The organism is Kitasatospora sp. NPDC001540 (assembly GCF_042894345.1).
Taxonomy (GTDB): Bacteria; Actinomycetota; Actinomycetes; order Streptomycetales; family Streptomycetaceae; genus Kitasatospora; species Kitasatospora phosalacinea_C.
In genome coordinates, this window is the sequence record NZ_JBIAVO010000028.1 from 23,856 (window position 1) to 38,281 (window position 14,426).

The following is a 14,426-nucleotide window of genomic DNA, read 5'->3' on the forward strand; positions in this document are numbered from 1 at the left end:
CTCCCCATCCGTTCCTCCCCTCCCGCGGGGTGTCGGTCCGGTCCGACGGACCGACGCCCCGTCCGCCCCGTCCGGTAATCCGTTTGTCTCCCGGTAGCCGCCCTGACAGGCTGCCTGTCATGTCTGTTCACGAACCGCCGGCCACCCTCACCGCGTTCTTCACCGATGGCCGTCTGACCTCGATCCCGCGCAAGCCCGCCCGCCGCACCGCCCTGCTCGAGCACCTCGCGCGCACCCTCTTCGACCCCGAGCGCTCGTACACCGAGCAGGAGGTCAACGAGGCCCTGCTCACCGTTCACTCGGACACCTCCATGCTCCGTCGCTACCTGGTCGAAGCCCTGCTGCTGACCCGCACCCGGGACGGGTCGAGCTACCGCCTCGCCGCCACCGCCCCGGCGGGCGCGGACGGCGCTCAGCCGACCGCCGCGTAGCGCCAGAACTCCCGCATCAGCGGTGGCGGGGTGGGGCTGGTCATCTCCCGCTGGGTGAGCAGCACCGTCACCAGCCCGGTCGACCGCACCACGTGCGCGGCGGTGCCGGTGCCGCCGATCCAGCCGTAGCGGCCCGGCACGTTCCACGGCTCGCGGCAGGCCACGTCCACCGAGCCGCCGTAGCCCCAGCCCTGCCCTTCGAGGAAGAGTTCGCCGTCCGCGCGCTGGCGCTCCGTCAGGTGGTCGGTGGTCATCAGCCGCACCGCGCCGAAGGAGAGCACCCGCCGCCCGTCCTCGGCGCGGCCGCCCGCGCGCAGCATCCGCAGGAAGGTGAACACGTCGTCGAGGGTGGACACCAAGCCGCCGGCCCCGGACGGGAACGGGGGCGGGGTGCTCCACTGGCCGTCCGGTGGGTCGGCCACCTCCAGCGTGCCGTCCGGGGCCGGACGGTACAGCGGGCCCAGGCGGTCGGGTGGGGCGTGGAAGGCCGTGTCGGGCATGCCCAGGGGGTCGAACAGCCGCTCCTCCAGCACCTGGTCGAGCGGTTGGCCGGTCGCCCTGGCGACCAGGACGCCCTGGATGTCGGAGCAGGTGTTGTACAGCCAGACCGCGCCGGGTTGGTGGAGCATCGGGATCCCCGCCAGGACGGCCGTCCACTCCTCTGGCGGGAGGACGTGCTGCGGTTGCGGCGGCCCCTGTCCCAGCTCCGTGACCAGCGGGGCCAGCGCGGGCAGGGTGAAGTCCGCTGGGAAGCCGTAGCCGGCCCGCGACTCCAGCACGTCCCGCACCGTGAAGGGCCGGTCGGCCGGGACGGTGTCCGTCACCGGCGCGTCCGGTGTCCGCACCACGCGCCGGTCGGCCAGCTCCGGCAGCCAGCGCTCGACCGGGTCGTCCAGCGCGAGCACCCCGTCGTCGACCAGTTGGAGCACCGCCGCGGCCGTGACGGGCTTCCCCACCGAGGCGATCCGCACCGGCGACTCCCGACCCAGCTCTCCCGCGGCGGCCGCCTCGACCTGCCCCTCGCGGGCGACCAGGGCGACCGCCCCGGGCACCGCACCGTCCGCGACCCAGCGGTCCAGCAGCGCCTGCAGGCCGCCCGCCCCACGCACCTCGTGCACCTCACGCATGGTCGTCCCCTTTCGACACCGGTGCCCCTTCGGCACCGTCCGTACCTTCTGTCTCCTGCTGAGGAGAGTGTGCCCGGCCCCCACAACCCGCCCACCTGACGATCGGATACCGTTCGCGCACCGATCGGTTGACACTCCATCAGCCGATCGGTTGACCCTGGCATCAACCGGTGGATGCTTTTCCGCGGCGCGCCCACCCGCCGCCGCCCGCTTCCGCCGTTCGGGCGCCGTGCGCGAGCAGCGTGACCGGCACCCTTGACCGCCGCTGGTACCGGAGGTTTCGATGAGCGTCGGCGCCGCCCACAGCCACGAGAGCCGGGGCGCGCTGCCCGCCCCCGACGACGAGAACGCCTCCGACCACCCGTGCCGGAGGCCCGAGACCTTCGCCAACTGGAGGCTCCACGACCAGGGTTGCCGCAGCGGCCTGACCGCCCGGACCACCGACGGGACGACCACCGGCCGCCCCGGAGGAGGAGCCTCGGCGCCCGCCGGCGCTACCGCTCGAACGGGCGCAGCAGTTGCGGCAGTCCCACCGACAGGTCGACCCGGTGGGGCGTGGCGTCCCAGGCGGTGGTCCACACGACGGGGTCCGCCAGGTTGAGGGCGGTCAGCACGGTGAAGACCACCCGGAACGGGGCCTCGAGCGGGTCCTGGTCGGCGAACGCGAAGAACCGCCGTTCCGCGAAGTAGGCGAGTTCCACCGGCTCCTCGACGCCGTCGACGGGCACGCTCAGCCCGCACGCCCCGGCCTGCGTCATCGGACCGCTCACCCGGGCCAGCGGCCACGCCTCGAGGAGCGCCCACTCCACCTGCTCGAAGCCGAACGTCCAGGCACCACCGCGCTCCTGGTCCGCTGTCACGTAGTACGTGCCCGACACCGGTTGCTCCTTCCCCCTGCCCCTCGGTTCCCAGGGTCCCCGGCAGGTTACGGCACGCCCCCGCACGCAGCCCGGACAGTTATCGGCGGCCGGGACCGCGCTGGAGTACGCCGCGCCCTGCTGACCGTTGGGGACCCGCTTCCAGGCGGTTGATCGGCGCTCGGCGCGGGCCTTGGAAGGCGTTGTCCGCGCCGCCGAGTCGGTACGGCGATCGGCAGTTGGACTTCTGGCCGATGCGCTTGCCGTCGATCGCCGCTCCACCCCGGGCTTCTTCGGGTGGGCCGGGTCCGGGCCGCCGCCTTCGAGCACACCACCGACGCCCGGGTGTCCGTCGACGACCAGCTCGCCGTCTTCATGCCGCTGCGCGGCAGCACGGACGACGCCCGCCGCACCCTCGACCTCACCGGGGACGGCAACGTCACCCTCCAGGTCCACCAGGACCAGAACGCCGACGCCGCCCTGCTCTCCGGCGTCCTCAACACCCCCGCCACCAGAGCTGGACCGACGTGACGATCCCCGCCGGAACCACCCACGAGTACCAGGCCCTGTTCCTCGCCCTCACCCTGCCCAACTCCCTGCTGCGGATGGCCGTCAGCACCACCGCCCGCGAGAACGGCACCGCCGCGCCGATGTTCGGCTGGGGCGCCATGGCCACGGTCCCGACGCCACCACCCTGCCGCCCGATCACCGTCACCTGGGAGCAACCACCGTGTACCCGACCGGACCCACCGTCCAGCGCTTCCCGCTGGCGCCCAGGATCCGGCCCGCGTACCTGCCCCTGAACGCCCGTGTCGGCCGGCAGAGCGCCGTCCGCGACACCGAACCCGACGCCCCATGGAAGGACGTCCCCTGCCCGAAACCTCGCCCGGGCCGCCATCAGTCGAACGAATGAATCCGGCGACGGCTACGCCCTACGCGACCTCCTTGCCCGCCCAACCACCCTCGAATAAGGCTCTCGCCGCCTGCGCGCTGGGCAGCAGCACCCTGTCCGAGGGCCGCTCGCAGGCAGTCGGGCCCCGCGTGGACGGCGTCGCCCAGGTGCTCGAAAACGCACCCTTCGACCCAGGCACGCCCGGAGGCGACCCACTTGAACGCCACCCACCCGATCCCCCAGCATCGAACCCCAACACGCCCTGAACCGCCGAGACTTGCCGCCCTGCCCCGCGCAACCGACCCGTCCCGTCCCGCGACACGGGAACGGAGTCCCGATTGCCTGCCACCCCGACAAACACGTCCGACCCCACCACCCCGCCCGAACCCCGACCACCCGAACCCCGCCTGTCGCCGAACCGGCGCGCCGAACACTCGTGGCGGACGCCGGGGAACTCGCGCGGCTGCGCCTGGTGATGCTGCACTCCGCGGGCGTCACCGCGCCGCCCGGCTGGGAGCAGACCTGCGCCGCGCGGTTCCGCGACCGCCTCGCCGAACAGGCGGCCTTCGTCGTCGACGCCGCCCCGGAACACCGAGCGGACGCCCGGGACGACCACCACCTGCCCCGCCCGGGCCGCGCGCCCTGGCACCTCGGGGTCATCGCCGCCGCCCCCACCAACCCCACCCACCGCCATCGCCGACTGCGGGCAGGCCCACCTCACCGCGTCCCCGACCGCGAACGGCTCCACCGAGACCTCGGCTCCGCCCACCCGGACCCGTCCGGCCCGATCCCCCGCCTGGAGTGCTCCGTGACCACCGAAATCCATCCCCTGCCCGACCCGCTCGCCCAGGCCCGGGCGGACGGCGTCGAACGCACCTCCACCAGCGTTCTGCTCACCGCCCCCTCCGGCCGCGTCCTGCTGCTGCGCCGCGCCCCCGGCACCCTGCAGGCCGGGCTGTGGGAGCTGCCCGGCGGCGGAACCGAACCGGGCGAGGACCTCGTCACGGCCGCTCTGCGCGAGCTGGACGAGGAGACCGGCCTCGCGCGCGCCCGCGTCACCGCGTACCTCGGCTTCGAGGACCACACCAACTCCCGCGGCGCCCGCACTCGTGCCTTCGTCGTCGCCGCGCACCTCGACCACCCGCAGGAAGTGCGGCTGTCGCCCGAGCACGACGACCACCGCTGGGCCCTGCCCGCCGACCTGCCGGAGCCGATCGCCGCCCACGAAACGCACCTGGTCCGTCGGCACACCGCGCCGCCACCCGCCCTGCCCGGGCACCGGCCGCTGCCCGCCTACCTGCCCACGATCCCCGCCGCCCCGATGTGGGGCAGCGTCTTCTTCACCACCGAGGACGGACGGGCCGTACTGCTGCGCGCCACCGACCCGGCCAAGGGCCTCCAGTGGGCGGGCGGCGACGTCGAGTTCACCGACCCGAGCCCGCTGCACACCGCAGTACGCGAGTGCGCGGAGGAGACCGGCATCCTCCTGCCTCCCGACCCAGTCCGGCTGCCGCTGCTGGCCACCGTCTTCGAACAGCCCGGGGGCGGCTGGCCCGCCAAGGTCGGCTTCACCTTCCACGGCGGCGCGTTGACCCCCGCACAGGTCGCCGGAATCCGCCTCGATCCGGCCGAGCACACCGAAGTCGTCCTCCTGACCCGTGACGAACTGGCCACGCACACCGACCCCCGCCGCGCGCAGCTCACCCTCGCCGTCCTGGACGCGGCACGCACCGGCGTGCCCGCCTACGTCGTCCGCTGAAACCGGTCGGCCCCGCCGTGCACCCGGCTCGTCCCGTTCGGAGACCCGCCCCGACGGGAGGGCCCGCCCCGACGGAAGGGCCCGCCGTGACCGGCCCCTGCTCCGCGCCCCGCCGCTCGGCGGGCCGACGCCGGCCGTCATCGACTGCCCGAGCCCGCCGCCTTCGACGAACCCGCGGGTGCTCCGGCGGAACTCCCGTGCCCCGACGCCCCGCCGGAGCCGGAGCCCGAACCCGCACCGCCGCCCGGCGATCCGGGCGATCCCGGCGATCCGGGTGAGCCGGACTGGCCTGACGAGCCCGCGCCACCGGACGAGGGGGCCGACGACGCTCCGGAGGAGGGTGCCGAGGAGGAGCCCCCGGAGGGCTTGCCCGTCCCGGAGGAACTGCCGGACGCACCCGAGCCGGACGCGCTGGGCGAGGCCGACCCGTCGGTTCCGCCCGTCCCGCCCACGGGACGGTCGAACTGACCGCCCGTCGCCTGGTCCACCAGCACGATCTTGCCCACCGGCGCCAGTGCGGGCTGCACCGTCACCACCCCGTCCGGGTGGAACGAGGGCCAGGCCGTCCCGGTGTACCTGCCGCCCGTGCCGTTCGGTGGCGTCAGCGGGTTGCCGCAGGCGCAGCGCACCCGCGGCACGCCCTGGCTGTCGACCAGCACGGCCGTCCCGGACTGCAGGACGGCCTGGTAGGCGGTGGCGTGCCCGTTCTCGTAGCCGTGGTTGGTGACCCGGGTGTCCTGGCGCAGCACCACGGGCGTCAGGCCGTTCAGATAGCCGTTGACCTGCGAGCTGTCGATGCCCTCGACCCCGGCCCAGGCGTGGGCCTTGTCGGTGTTCGCGGCGAGGTACCCGGAGAGTTTGGGCACGTCGCAGCTGGCGACCTCGCGGGTCCCGCCGTACAGGCCGGGTTGGCCGCCGTTCACGGTGCCGCCGGACGCGCTCGGGCTACCGGCCGTCGAAGCGCCCGCGGACGGGGCGGAGGCCCCGGCCGAGGTGGCCCCGCTCGGCGAGGCCGAGGAGGGCGTGCCGCCGTTGGCGACCGAGTCCGTGAAGGGTTCCTGCCCGGAGGCGGACACCGGCTGCATCTCGACGGCCTGCGCACTGCCGCCGCCCGACCCGCCGGTGGCGACCACGCCCAGGGCGATGCCCAGTCCGGCGACGAGGACCGCCCCGGCGAGCACCGGCCCCCTCCGCCACCACGGCCTCCCCCCGCCCCCGCCGTCACCGGCCGACGCCCCGCCCCCGGCCGTCGGCCGCCCGCCGCCCGGCGGCGCCCCGCTGCCCGCGGCCCCCGCCGGAGCCCCGGAACCCCCCGCGCTCCCCGAACCGGCCGACGGACGCAGCCCGCCCGCCGACAGCGGCCCGGACGGCGGCCCCACCGGTTCGCTCCCGCCTCCGGGGGCGGCGGGGGAGGACGCCGCCGCACCACCGACCCCGACCCCGAACGCGCCCCCGACCGGCGGCGGACCGCCCGCGCTGCCTCCGGCCGTCGGCCGCACCACCTCCGTGGGCTGCGGTGCCCCGCCCCCGTCTCCCGCCCCGGGCCCGTCCGCACCGCCGCTCGCCCGCTCCACCAGCTCGGTCGGCTGCGCCTGCGAACCCCCGGTCCCCGGTTCACCGGGTCCGGAACTGGGTCCGGAGCCGGGTCCGGCCACCGTCGCCCCCGCCCCCGGCCCGACCACCTCGGTCGGCGGTCCGGCCGTTCCGTCCACCAGTTCGGTGGGGCGGTGCGGCGGCGGGGCCTGGGCACCGTCGTTCTCGCTGTCCGGTTCTTCGGGCTGCCGGGGTGTCGGCTGTTCGGTCACGGGACTGCCTCCCGGTCGGACTCCCCCGAGTCCACGTGCGCACCCACCATTGTCCGCCCGCCCCTCCGAACCCGCCGCCCCAGACCTGGGCGCCCCAGACCTGGGCGTCCCCGTCCCCGCCTGCGGCAACTCGCCGTCCGCCGCCCCCTGTCGGAAGCTGGAGAGGTCGGCCGCTCCGGGCCGACGCGGGGGCTGCGCTCGAAGGGTCGGTGAGGCGCGTGTCCGGTGCCGCCACTCCTGCGAACCCCCGCCAACCCCCGCCGCCCGGCAACCGGTCCGCGCCCTCCCCGCCCCCGTCCGACCGGCTGTCCGCGCCCGTGGCCGTCGTGCTCTCCGCGCTGGTGACGGTGGCGGGGGCACTCGCGGCGATGGCGGTGGTGGCCGCGCTCGGCCTGTGGCTGGCGGGCGCGGACGGGTTGCCGGGCGGCGGGTTCGGTCCGGTGCTGGCGGCGACGCTGCTGATGGCGCTGGGCGCACCGGCCCGGTTGGACGGCGGTGCGGCCTTCGTGGCGACCGCGCAGGGCGGGATCTCGGCGATGCCGCTGTCGGTGACGCTGGTGGGGGCGTTGGTGGCGGCGTACCTGTTCCTGCGGCCGCTGCGTCGGCACGCGGTGGTGGGCGGGCGGTTGCTGCTGGCCCGGGCGCTGGCGCTGGCGGCCTGCTGGGCGGTGGCGGTGCTGCTGCTGTCGGTGGCGGCGCGGCACTCCTTCACGGTGTCGACGGGTGAGCCGCTGCTCGACGAGTTGGGCGGGGCGTTCGGCGCGGCGCCGGTGGTGGGGTTCCGGGTGGATCCGGGTCCGGCGGTGGGTTTCGGTCTGCTGTGGTTGGCGGTGGTGGTGCTGCTGGCGTTGGCGGCCTCGCGCCGGGCGCCGCTGCCGACCGCCCTGGTGCGCTGGCACGGCACGCTGCGGCCGACGGTGCACGCGGTGCTGGTGCTGCTGCTGGGGTACGTGGTGCTGGCGCTGGTGGGCGGTCTGGTGGCGGCGGTGACGGGGAGCGAGCCGCGGAAGACCTTGGCGGTGGTCCTCCTGGGTCTGCCGAACCTGGCCTGGCTGGGGTTCGGCGTCGGCCTGGGCGCGTCCTGGCACGGCCACGTCACGAACAGTCTGGGCCTGCCGTTCCCGCACCCGCTGGCGGCGGTGCTGCGTTCCGGGCAGGACGTGACGCTGGACCTGGGCGCGCTGGCGGAGGAGAACGGCTGGGCGTGGCTGCTGCTGCCGCTGGCGGCGCTGCTGGTGCTGGCGGCGGGTGCGGTGTCGGTGGCCCGGACGCGTCCGGTGCTGCCGGTGTGGCGGTCGGCCGTGCAGTGGGCGGTGGTGCTGGCGCTGGCGGTGCTGGCGGTCGGCCTGGTGACGCGGGTGTCGGCGGTGTTCGGGCTGTCGCTGCTGGGCCTGGGCGGCGGGGGCCGGACGGTGCTGGAGCCGGACCTGCTGACGGCCGTGCCGATCGCCGCGGGCTGGGGTGCGCTGGCCGGCCTGCTGGGCGCGCTGCTCGCCCGCCGTTCCCGGCGCCGCGGCCCGACCCCGCCCGGTGCCGCCGCGGGACCGGGCCCCGTGACGGACCGGACGGGGCGCCGGAACCGTTAGCGTCGGTCAGCCGTCGATGCGGTGCTGCGCCCAGAACGGGGCCAGGTCGACGGTGGTGGCGGCCTGCGCGGCGGCCTTGAACTCGGCGGTGGTGGAGATCCCGTACCGGTGCGCGGCCGCGTAGTCGTGCAGCAGCGTGGTCATCGCGCCGTCGCCGATGGTGCGGCGCAGGTCGTGCAGGGCGCACTTGCCGTAGCCGTAGACGACGGTCGAGTAGCGGGAGGGGTTGGCGTCCCAGTAGGCCATCGAGTTGCTGATCCTCTCGGCGGAGGAGGCCCAGGAGGTGCTGCTCCAGCAGTTGGTGCCGGTCTTGCCGAGCGCCAGGTCGGTGGCGTAGTCGGTGAACGCCTCGTCCAGCCAGGGGTTGGTGTACTCGTCGTCGCCGACGATGCCGTACCACCACTGGTGGCCGATCTCGTGGGTGAGCGCGGTGGTGGAGACCAGGTCGAGGACGAAGCCGGGGTACTCCATGCCGCCGAACCAGAAGTTGTTGTCGATCACGGCGTCGAGTTCGCCGTAGGGGTAGGCGCCGAACCGGGCGGCGTGCGCGTCCACGGCGCTCTTGGCGGTGGTCAGCATGGACTGCGCGTCGGCGGAGCCGATGCCGCTGACCGAGTAGACGTTGATCGCGGTGCCCGCCGCCGAGGTGCCGGAGGTCTTGCTGAACGGCCCGGCGGCCCAGGCGAACTCGCGGACGTTCCTGGCGGTGGCCTTGGTGACGGTCCGTCCGGTGCTGCCGGGGGTGTCGACGGAGGTGCCGGTGGCGGGGACGAGCAGGGCGGTGGGGTGGTCGAGGGTGACGGTGTAGTCGGAGGCGAGGGTGTAGAAGGACTCGCCGTTGTTGGTGTACGGGTCGAGGTGCCACCCGGCGGCGTCGCGCACGGCGAGGACGGGCAGGGCGTTGCCGACGAAGGCGAACGCCCCGTCGCGGCCGAAGCGGTCCGCGCCGGTGGGGACGGCGATGGTCAGGTCGAAGCCGAGGCTGCCGCTCTGGCCCTGGGCCAGCGGCGCGGGCAGGGTGACCTTGAGCGCGGTGCAGTTGACGGTGAGCGCGCCCGCGGTGCCGCCGGTGAGGTTGCTGACGGTGACGGGGGTGGTGGGGCAGGCGCCGTGGGCGTTGTCCCACAGCCGCAGGTACACCTCGGTCAGCGGGGTCGCCGAGGGGTTGCCGAAGGCGATGCTCTGGTGGCCGGTCCAGGTGGCGCCGCTCGCGTCGCTGCTCAGGCTGACGGTGTACCCGGCGGGCGCGGGGGTGCGGGTGCCGTCGGTGGTGGGGGGCGGGGTGGTGGTGCCGCCGGAGGCGTCGAGCGCGAGGTCGTCGAGCACGAAGCTGGTCTGCAGCCCGGAGTCCTCGACGCCGGTGAAGGAGAGGCTGACGGTCTGTCCGGCGTAGGCGGAGACGTCGATGCTCTTCTTCAGGTAGCCGGTGGCGGCGTCCAGGTTGGAGTAGGTGGCGAGGGTGGTGCCGCCGAGCTTCGCGGTCAGTTTGTCGTACGCCGTGGTGCTGCTGGTCTCGGCGGTGTCGACGTGCAGCCAGAAGCTCAGGGTGGCGCTGGTGCAGCCCGCCGGGAGGGTGACGGTCTGGCCGAGCGTGTCGGTGTGCGCGGATCCGTAGCCGTCCAGCCAGGCGTAGGAGGTGCCGCCGTGGGGGCTCTGGCCGCCGCCGCCGGTGATCACGCCGCTGGACGAGGTCCAGGGCGAACTGCCGGACTCGAAGCCGCCGTTCACCAGCACCTGGGCCGGGGCGCAGGTGGCGGCCTGCGCGGCGGAGGCGGGTCCGGTGGCGGTCGCGGCGCCGACGGCGGCGAGCACGGTGGTGCCCAGGACGGCGACGGCGCGGGTGGCGAGGACGCGGAGTCTGTTGCTCATGGTGCTCCTCTCGGTCGCCAGGGTCTGTGGGGGCCCTGGCCGAGGGGCAGACTGCCAGCAAACCCCCGCCTTTGAAAGGTTCATGCCACTGATCGTTACGCCGGGGAACCGGCCGAGAAGGCAGCAGACCGCTCAGGGGTCGAACACCGGCCGCGCCCAGTCCGGCGGCAACGGCGGCCGCGCCTCCCGGGAGGCGTCCTCCCGGAAGGGCCCCTCCCGGAAGGTTCCGCGCACCGCCCTCCCCTCCTCCGCCCCCGCCCGCAGCGCCGCGACGAACTCCAGGCAGCTCCCGTACCGCGCCTCGGGCCGCTTCGCCATCGCCCGCCCCAGCACCGCCCCCACCCCGGCGGGCAGGTCCGCGCGCCGCTCCCGGACGTCCGGCGGCGGGTCGTTGAGGTGCGCCCAGAGCAGCGCCAGGTCGTCGTCGCGCAGGTAGGGCGGGCCGCCGGTGAGCATCTCGAACACCACGCAGCCCAGGCTGTACACGTCGCACCGCCCGTCCACCGGCTTGCCGGAGATCTGCTCGGGGGCGACGTAGTCGAGCGTGCCGACGAACTGGCCGACGCTGGTCAGGCCGGTCAGCGAGAGCGACTTCTTGGTCAGCCCGAAGTCGGTCAGGTAGGCGTGCTCGGGGTGGTCGGGGTCGGTGCCCTCGGCGATCAGTACGTTGCCCGGTTTGACGTCCCGGTGCACCAGTTCGCGGGCGTGCGCGGCGTCCAGCGCGCTGGCCACCTGGACGGCGATCCGCACGGTCTGGGCGCCCGTCAGCGGCCCCTCCCGGTCGAGCAGGGCGCGCAGGTCCCGGCCGCGGACGTACCGCATGGCCAGGTAGAGCACGCCCTCGACCTCGCCCGCGTCGTACACCGGGACGATGTTGGGGTGGTCGAGCGAGGCCGCGATGTGCGACTCCCGGACGAAGCGCTTGCGGAAGGTCTCGTTGCGGGCCAGTTCGGGGGCCAGCAGCTTGACCGCGACGGTGCGGCCGAGCCGCAGGTCCTCGGCGCGGTAGACCACCGCCATGCCGCCCCGCCCGAGCACGTGCTCCAGCCGGTAGCCCGCCAGCGTGCGGCCGTCCAGCTCGCCCGGCTCGGCGGCGGCCAGCGACGGCTGCTCGGGCGGCTCCCCGGGCATCGGCGGTCAGCCCCGGTCGGCGCGGTCGGCGGCCGCGTAGGTCTGCAGCTGGGTGGCGTCGCAGTAGTACCAGCGGCCCCGGTCGAGGTCGAGCAGCCAGGCGTTCGTACCGTCCAGCACCGCGCCCAGCCGCAGGTCGCGGGTGCCGTCGTGGAAGGTCTCCAGGTCGATCCGGCCGGCCGCCCAGTCGTCGACCAGCCGCCGGTAGGTGGCCAGCGAGCGTTCCAGCGCGGCGAGCAGCGGGCGCGGGTCGTCGGTGGTGGCGAGCGGGGCGCCGGTGGTCGGGGGCCGCTGCGGGAGGGCGACCAGCAGCCGCCCGTCGACCCACGCGGACCAGCCGTTGGAGCAGACGATCCGGGCCCAGTTGCCGTTGGTCCGGGTGAGCGCGACCGGCAGCAGCGGGTCCAGCGGCACCCCGACGGCGGCCGGGTCGGGGGCGGTCCAGGTCGGCATGCCGTCGGCGGGGACGACGTGGGTGGGCCGGAACCCGTCGGGCGTCGCCATGCGCTACCGCCGCATCACGGCGGGCTCGTGCCGGCGCAGCAGCCGGGCGACGACCAGTCCGTACGCGACGGCCAGCACGATCAGCATGCCCATGTCGAGCAGCCAGACGCCCTGCCGGTGCGCGAACAGCGGGTCGTCGGTGAGCGCGCCGGGCACGGTGGTGTGCAGGTCGATGGTGGCGGCCATGGCACCGAGCGCCCAGCGCGAGGGCACCAGCCAGGACAGCTGGTTGAGCACCGGGATGTGGTCGAGCTGCAGCAGCGCCCCGCAGAACACCACCTGGACGATGGCGACCAGCACCAGCAGCGGCATGGTCACCTCTTCCTTCTTCACCAGCGCGGAGATCAGCAGGCCGAGCATCATCGCGCTGAGCGAGAGCAGCGCCACGGCCAGGGTGATCTCCAGCAGCGGCGGCAGGAACACCCCGCTGCCGCCCTGCGGTCTGAGCTTCACCCCGATCAGCGCGACCATGGTCAGCACCACCGACTGGACGACGGTGACGGTGCCCAGCACGACGACCTTCGAGCACAGGTACGCGGATCTGGACAGGCCGACGGCGCGTTCGCGCTGGTAGATCGTCCGTTCCTTGACGAGTTCGCGCACCGCGTTGGCGGCGCCGGTGAGCACCCCGCCGACGCACAGGATCAGCAGCGCGTTCAGGGCGGTGTCCTGGTTCAGGCGGCTGCCGGCCAGCGCGTGCGCCATCGCGCCCATCACGAACGGCAGCGCGATCATCACGGCGAGGAAGGTCCGGTCGGCGGCCAGCGCGCTGGCGTACCGGCGGCACAGCGTGCCGACCTGTCCGAGCCAGCTCCGCGGCCGGGGCGGCGGCGCGGGGGTCGCCTCCTCGGGCAGGGCGTGCTCGGCGGGGGCGAGCGCGCCGGGCCAGTCGCCGGGGCCGCCGGCCGGACCGCTGACGTACTTGCGGTAGGGGGCGGAGGCGCGGAACTGCCCCGCCCAGTCGCGGTCGGTCTGGTTCTCGAACGCCTCGAAGGCGTCCGGCCAGTGCGCGAACCCGAAGTGCTCCAGCGTCTCGCCGGGCGGTCCGTACCAGGCGGTCCGCCCGCCGGGCGCCAGCAGCAGCAGCCGGTCGCACAGGTCGAGGCTCAGCACGCTGTGGGTGACCACGATGACGGTCCGCCCGTCGTCGGCGAGGCCGCGCAGCATCTGCATCACGGACCGGTCCATGCCGGGGTCGAGCCCGCTGGTGGGCTCGTCGAGGAAGAGCAGGGACGGCTTGGTGAGCAGCTCCAGGGCGACGCTGACCCGCTTGCGCTGGCCGCCGGAGAGGCTGGAGATGACCTGGTCGGCGCGCTTGCCGAGGCCGAGCTCGTCGATCACCTCCTCGACCCGGGCGGCCCGCTCCTCGGGCGCGGTGTCCTCGGGGAAGCGCAGTTCGGCGGCGTACGAGAGGGCCTTCCGGACGGGCAGTTGGGTGTGCAGGATGTCGTCCTGCGGGACGAGGCCGATCCGGCGGCGCAGTTCGGCGTAGTCGCGGTAGAGGTCGCGGCCGTCGTAGCGGACGGTGCCGCGGTCGGCGGGGCGCAGCCCGGTGAGCGCGTTGAGCAGGGTGGACTTCCCGGCGCCGCTGGGCCCGGCGACCGCGAGCAGGCACTTCTGGCCGACCGGGAAGGTGACCTGGTCGAGCAGGGTGCGGCCGTCGTCGACCTGGACGGTGAGGCCCTCCACGTCGAGGTCGATGTCGCCGGTGTCGACGAACTCCTGCAGCTCGTCACCGACCAGGCAGAACACCGAGTGGCCGATTCCGACCAGGTCCCCGGGCCCGACGGGGGCCTGTCGCACCGGCTGGCCGTTCAGGTAGGTGCCGTTGTGGCTGCCCAGGTCGGTGATCTCGTACCGGCCGTCGGCCGCGGCGCGCAGTTCGGCGTGGTGCCGGGAGACCGACAGGTCGCCGACCACCAGGTCGTTGTCGGACGCCCGGCCGATCCGCACCACCTTGGCGGGCAGCGGCATGACGCTGGACGGCGGCCGGTAGGAGCCGGTGATCGCGGTCAGCCCGGACGGGCGGCGGCCGGGCAGCGGGTGCACGGCGGTCGGTTCGGGCACCGCGCTGAACGTGCAGCGCGGGCCGTCGGCGGGACTCCCCAGGCAGAGCACGGTGCCGGGCTCGATCTCCAGGTGGACGACCCGGTGGCCGTCGGCGGCGTAGGTGCCGTTGGTCGAGCCGGTGTCGTCGACGATCCAGTGGCCGTCGCCGACGTGCAGTTCGGCGTGGTGCCAGGAGACCCGCGGGTCGGTCAGCACGATGTCGCTGGTGGGGTCGCGTCCGAGGGCGTACCGGCGGCTCGGGGTGATGACCGTGGAGTCACCACCGGTTTCCAGGATCAGTTTCGGCGCGGTGAGCGCAGCCTCTCGCTCTCCCATACGTCGATGCTAGACCGCGCGGCGAGCGCCCGCCCGGGGGGCGGTTTTCGGCCCTTCGGGTGACAGTGGGAAGCGGTCGC

Annotated in this window: 12 protein-coding genes; 5 read left to right on the forward strand and 7 right to left on the reverse strand. The window is 74.7% G+C overall.

Annotated features, from left to right (window positions below):
- Positions 1–119 precede the first annotated feature (119 nt).
- Positions 120–431: a DUF2087 domain-containing protein gene (locus ACFY00_RS27525; RefSeq protein ID WP_388034219.1), complete on the forward strand. Its 312-nt coding sequence runs from the start codon at positions 120–122 to the stop codon at positions 429–431.
- On the opposite strand, the gene ACFY00_RS27530 is transcribed toward ACFY00_RS27525, so the two are convergent.
- Together ACFY00_RS27530 and ACFY00_RS27535 are read right to left on the reverse strand one after the other, a co-directional pair.
- Positions 413–1,558 (reverse strand): serine hydrolase domain-containing protein, encoded by a 1,146-nt coding sequence (locus ACFY00_RS27530; RefSeq protein ID WP_388034220.1) that lies wholly within the window; start codon positions 1,556–1,558, stop codon positions 413–415. The genes ACFY00_RS27525 and ACFY00_RS27530 overlap by 19 nt on opposite strands.
- 494 nt (positions 1,559–2,052) lie before the next feature.
- Positions 2,053–2,436 (reverse strand): hypothetical protein, encoded by a 384-nt coding sequence (locus tag ACFY00_RS27535; protein WP_388034221.1) that lies wholly within the window; start codon positions 2,434–2,436, stop codon positions 2,053–2,055.
- Between the two features lie 276 nt (positions 2,437–2,712).
- On the opposite strand from ACFY00_RS27535, the gene ACFY00_RS27540 reads away from it, so the two are divergent.
- From ACFY00_RS27540 to ACFY00_RS27550, 3 genes are all read left to right on the forward strand, one after another.
- Entirely contained in the window at positions 2,713–2,946 is a 234-nt protein-coding gene (locus tag ACFY00_RS27540; protein ID WP_388034222.1) for a hypothetical protein, read from the forward strand.
- Complete coding sequence (locus ACFY00_RS27545; RefSeq protein ID WP_388034223.1) at positions 2,943–3,218, forward strand: hypothetical protein; 276 nt, start codon at positions 2,943–2,945, stop codon at positions 3,216–3,218. The genes ACFY00_RS27540 and ACFY00_RS27545 overlap by 4 nt, the downstream gene beginning before the upstream one ends.
- A 525-nt stretch (positions 3,219–3,743) precedes the next feature.
- Positions 3,744–5,066 carry an NUDIX hydrolase gene (locus tag ACFY00_RS27550; RefSeq protein WP_388034224.1) on the forward strand — a complete coding sequence of 441 codons (1,323 nt, stop codon included), beginning with the start codon at positions 3,744–3,746 and terminating at the stop codon, positions 5,064–5,066.
- 137 nt (positions 5,067–5,203) lie between these two features.
- Here ACFY00_RS27550 and ACFY00_RS27555 read toward each other — a convergent pair whose 3' ends face one another.
- A complete protein-coding gene (locus tag ACFY00_RS27555; RefSeq protein WP_388034225.1) occupies positions 5,204–6,247 on the reverse strand; it encodes a DUF6777 domain-containing protein in 1,044 nt (347 codons plus the stop codon).
- Between the two features lie 842 nt (positions 6,248–7,089).
- Here ACFY00_RS27555 and ACFY00_RS27560 point away from each other — a divergent pair.
- Positions 7,090–8,457 carry a streptophobe family protein gene (locus ACFY00_RS27560; RefSeq protein ID WP_388034226.1) on the forward strand — a complete coding sequence of 456 codons (1,368 nt, stop codon included), beginning with the start codon at positions 7,090–7,092 and terminating at the stop codon, positions 8,455–8,457.
- Positions 8,458–8,463: 6 nt separating this feature from the next.
- Here the strand turns inward: ACFY00_RS27560 and ACFY00_RS27565 are convergent, their stop codons facing one another.
- The 4 genes from ACFY00_RS27565 to ACFY00_RS27580 all read right to left on the reverse strand — a co-directional run bounded on the left by ACFY00_RS27565 (position 8,464) and on the right by ACFY00_RS27580 (position 14,346).
- Positions 8,464–10,326: a M1 family aminopeptidase gene (locus tag ACFY00_RS27565; RefSeq protein ID WP_388034227.1), complete on the reverse strand. Its 1,863-nt coding sequence runs from the start codon at positions 10,324–10,326 to the stop codon at positions 8,464–8,466.
- A gap of 132 nt (positions 10,327–10,458) precedes the next feature.
- Complete coding sequence (locus tag ACFY00_RS27570) at positions 10,459–11,457, reverse strand: serine/threonine-protein kinase (RefSeq protein ID WP_388034228.1); 999 nt, start codon at positions 11,455–11,457, stop codon at positions 10,459–10,461.
- Positions 11,458–11,463: 6 nt separating this feature from the next.
- Complete coding sequence (locus ACFY00_RS27575) at positions 11,464–11,961, reverse strand: hypothetical protein (RefSeq protein ID WP_388034229.1); 498 nt, start codon at positions 11,959–11,961, stop codon at positions 11,464–11,466.
- Positions 11,962–11,964: 3 nt separating this feature from the next.
- Complete coding sequence (locus ACFY00_RS27580) at positions 11,965–14,346, reverse strand: FHA domain-containing protein (RefSeq protein ID WP_388034230.1); 2,382 nt, start codon at positions 14,344–14,346, stop codon at positions 11,965–11,967.
- Between the last annotated feature and the right edge of the window lie 80 nt (positions 14,347–14,426).

Coding starts and splice junctions, on each gene's coding strand:
- ACFY00_RS27525 (WP_388034219.1), top strand. CDS start 120: ATGTCTGTTCACGAACCGCCGGCCACCCTCACCGCGTTCTTCACCGAT.
- ACFY00_RS27565 (WP_388034227.1), bottom strand. CDS start 10,326: ATGAGCAACAGACTCCGCGTCCTCGCCACCCGCGCCGTCGCCGTCCTG.
- ACFY00_RS27575 (WP_388034229.1), bottom strand. CDS start 11,961: ATGGCGACGCCCGACGGGTTCCGGCCCACCCACGTCGTCCCCGCCGAC.
- ACFY00_RS27580 (WP_388034230.1), bottom strand. CDS start 14,346: ATGGGAGAGCGAGAGGCTGCGCTCACCGCGCCGAAACTGATCCTGGAA.
- ACFY00_RS27570 (WP_388034228.1), bottom strand. CDS start 11,457: ATGCCCGGGGAGCCGCCCGAGCAGCCGTCGCTGGCCGCCGCCGAGCCG.
- ACFY00_RS27530 (WP_388034220.1), bottom strand. CDS start 1,558: ATGCGTGAGGTGCACGAGGTGCGTGGGGCGGGCGGCCTGCAGGCGCTG.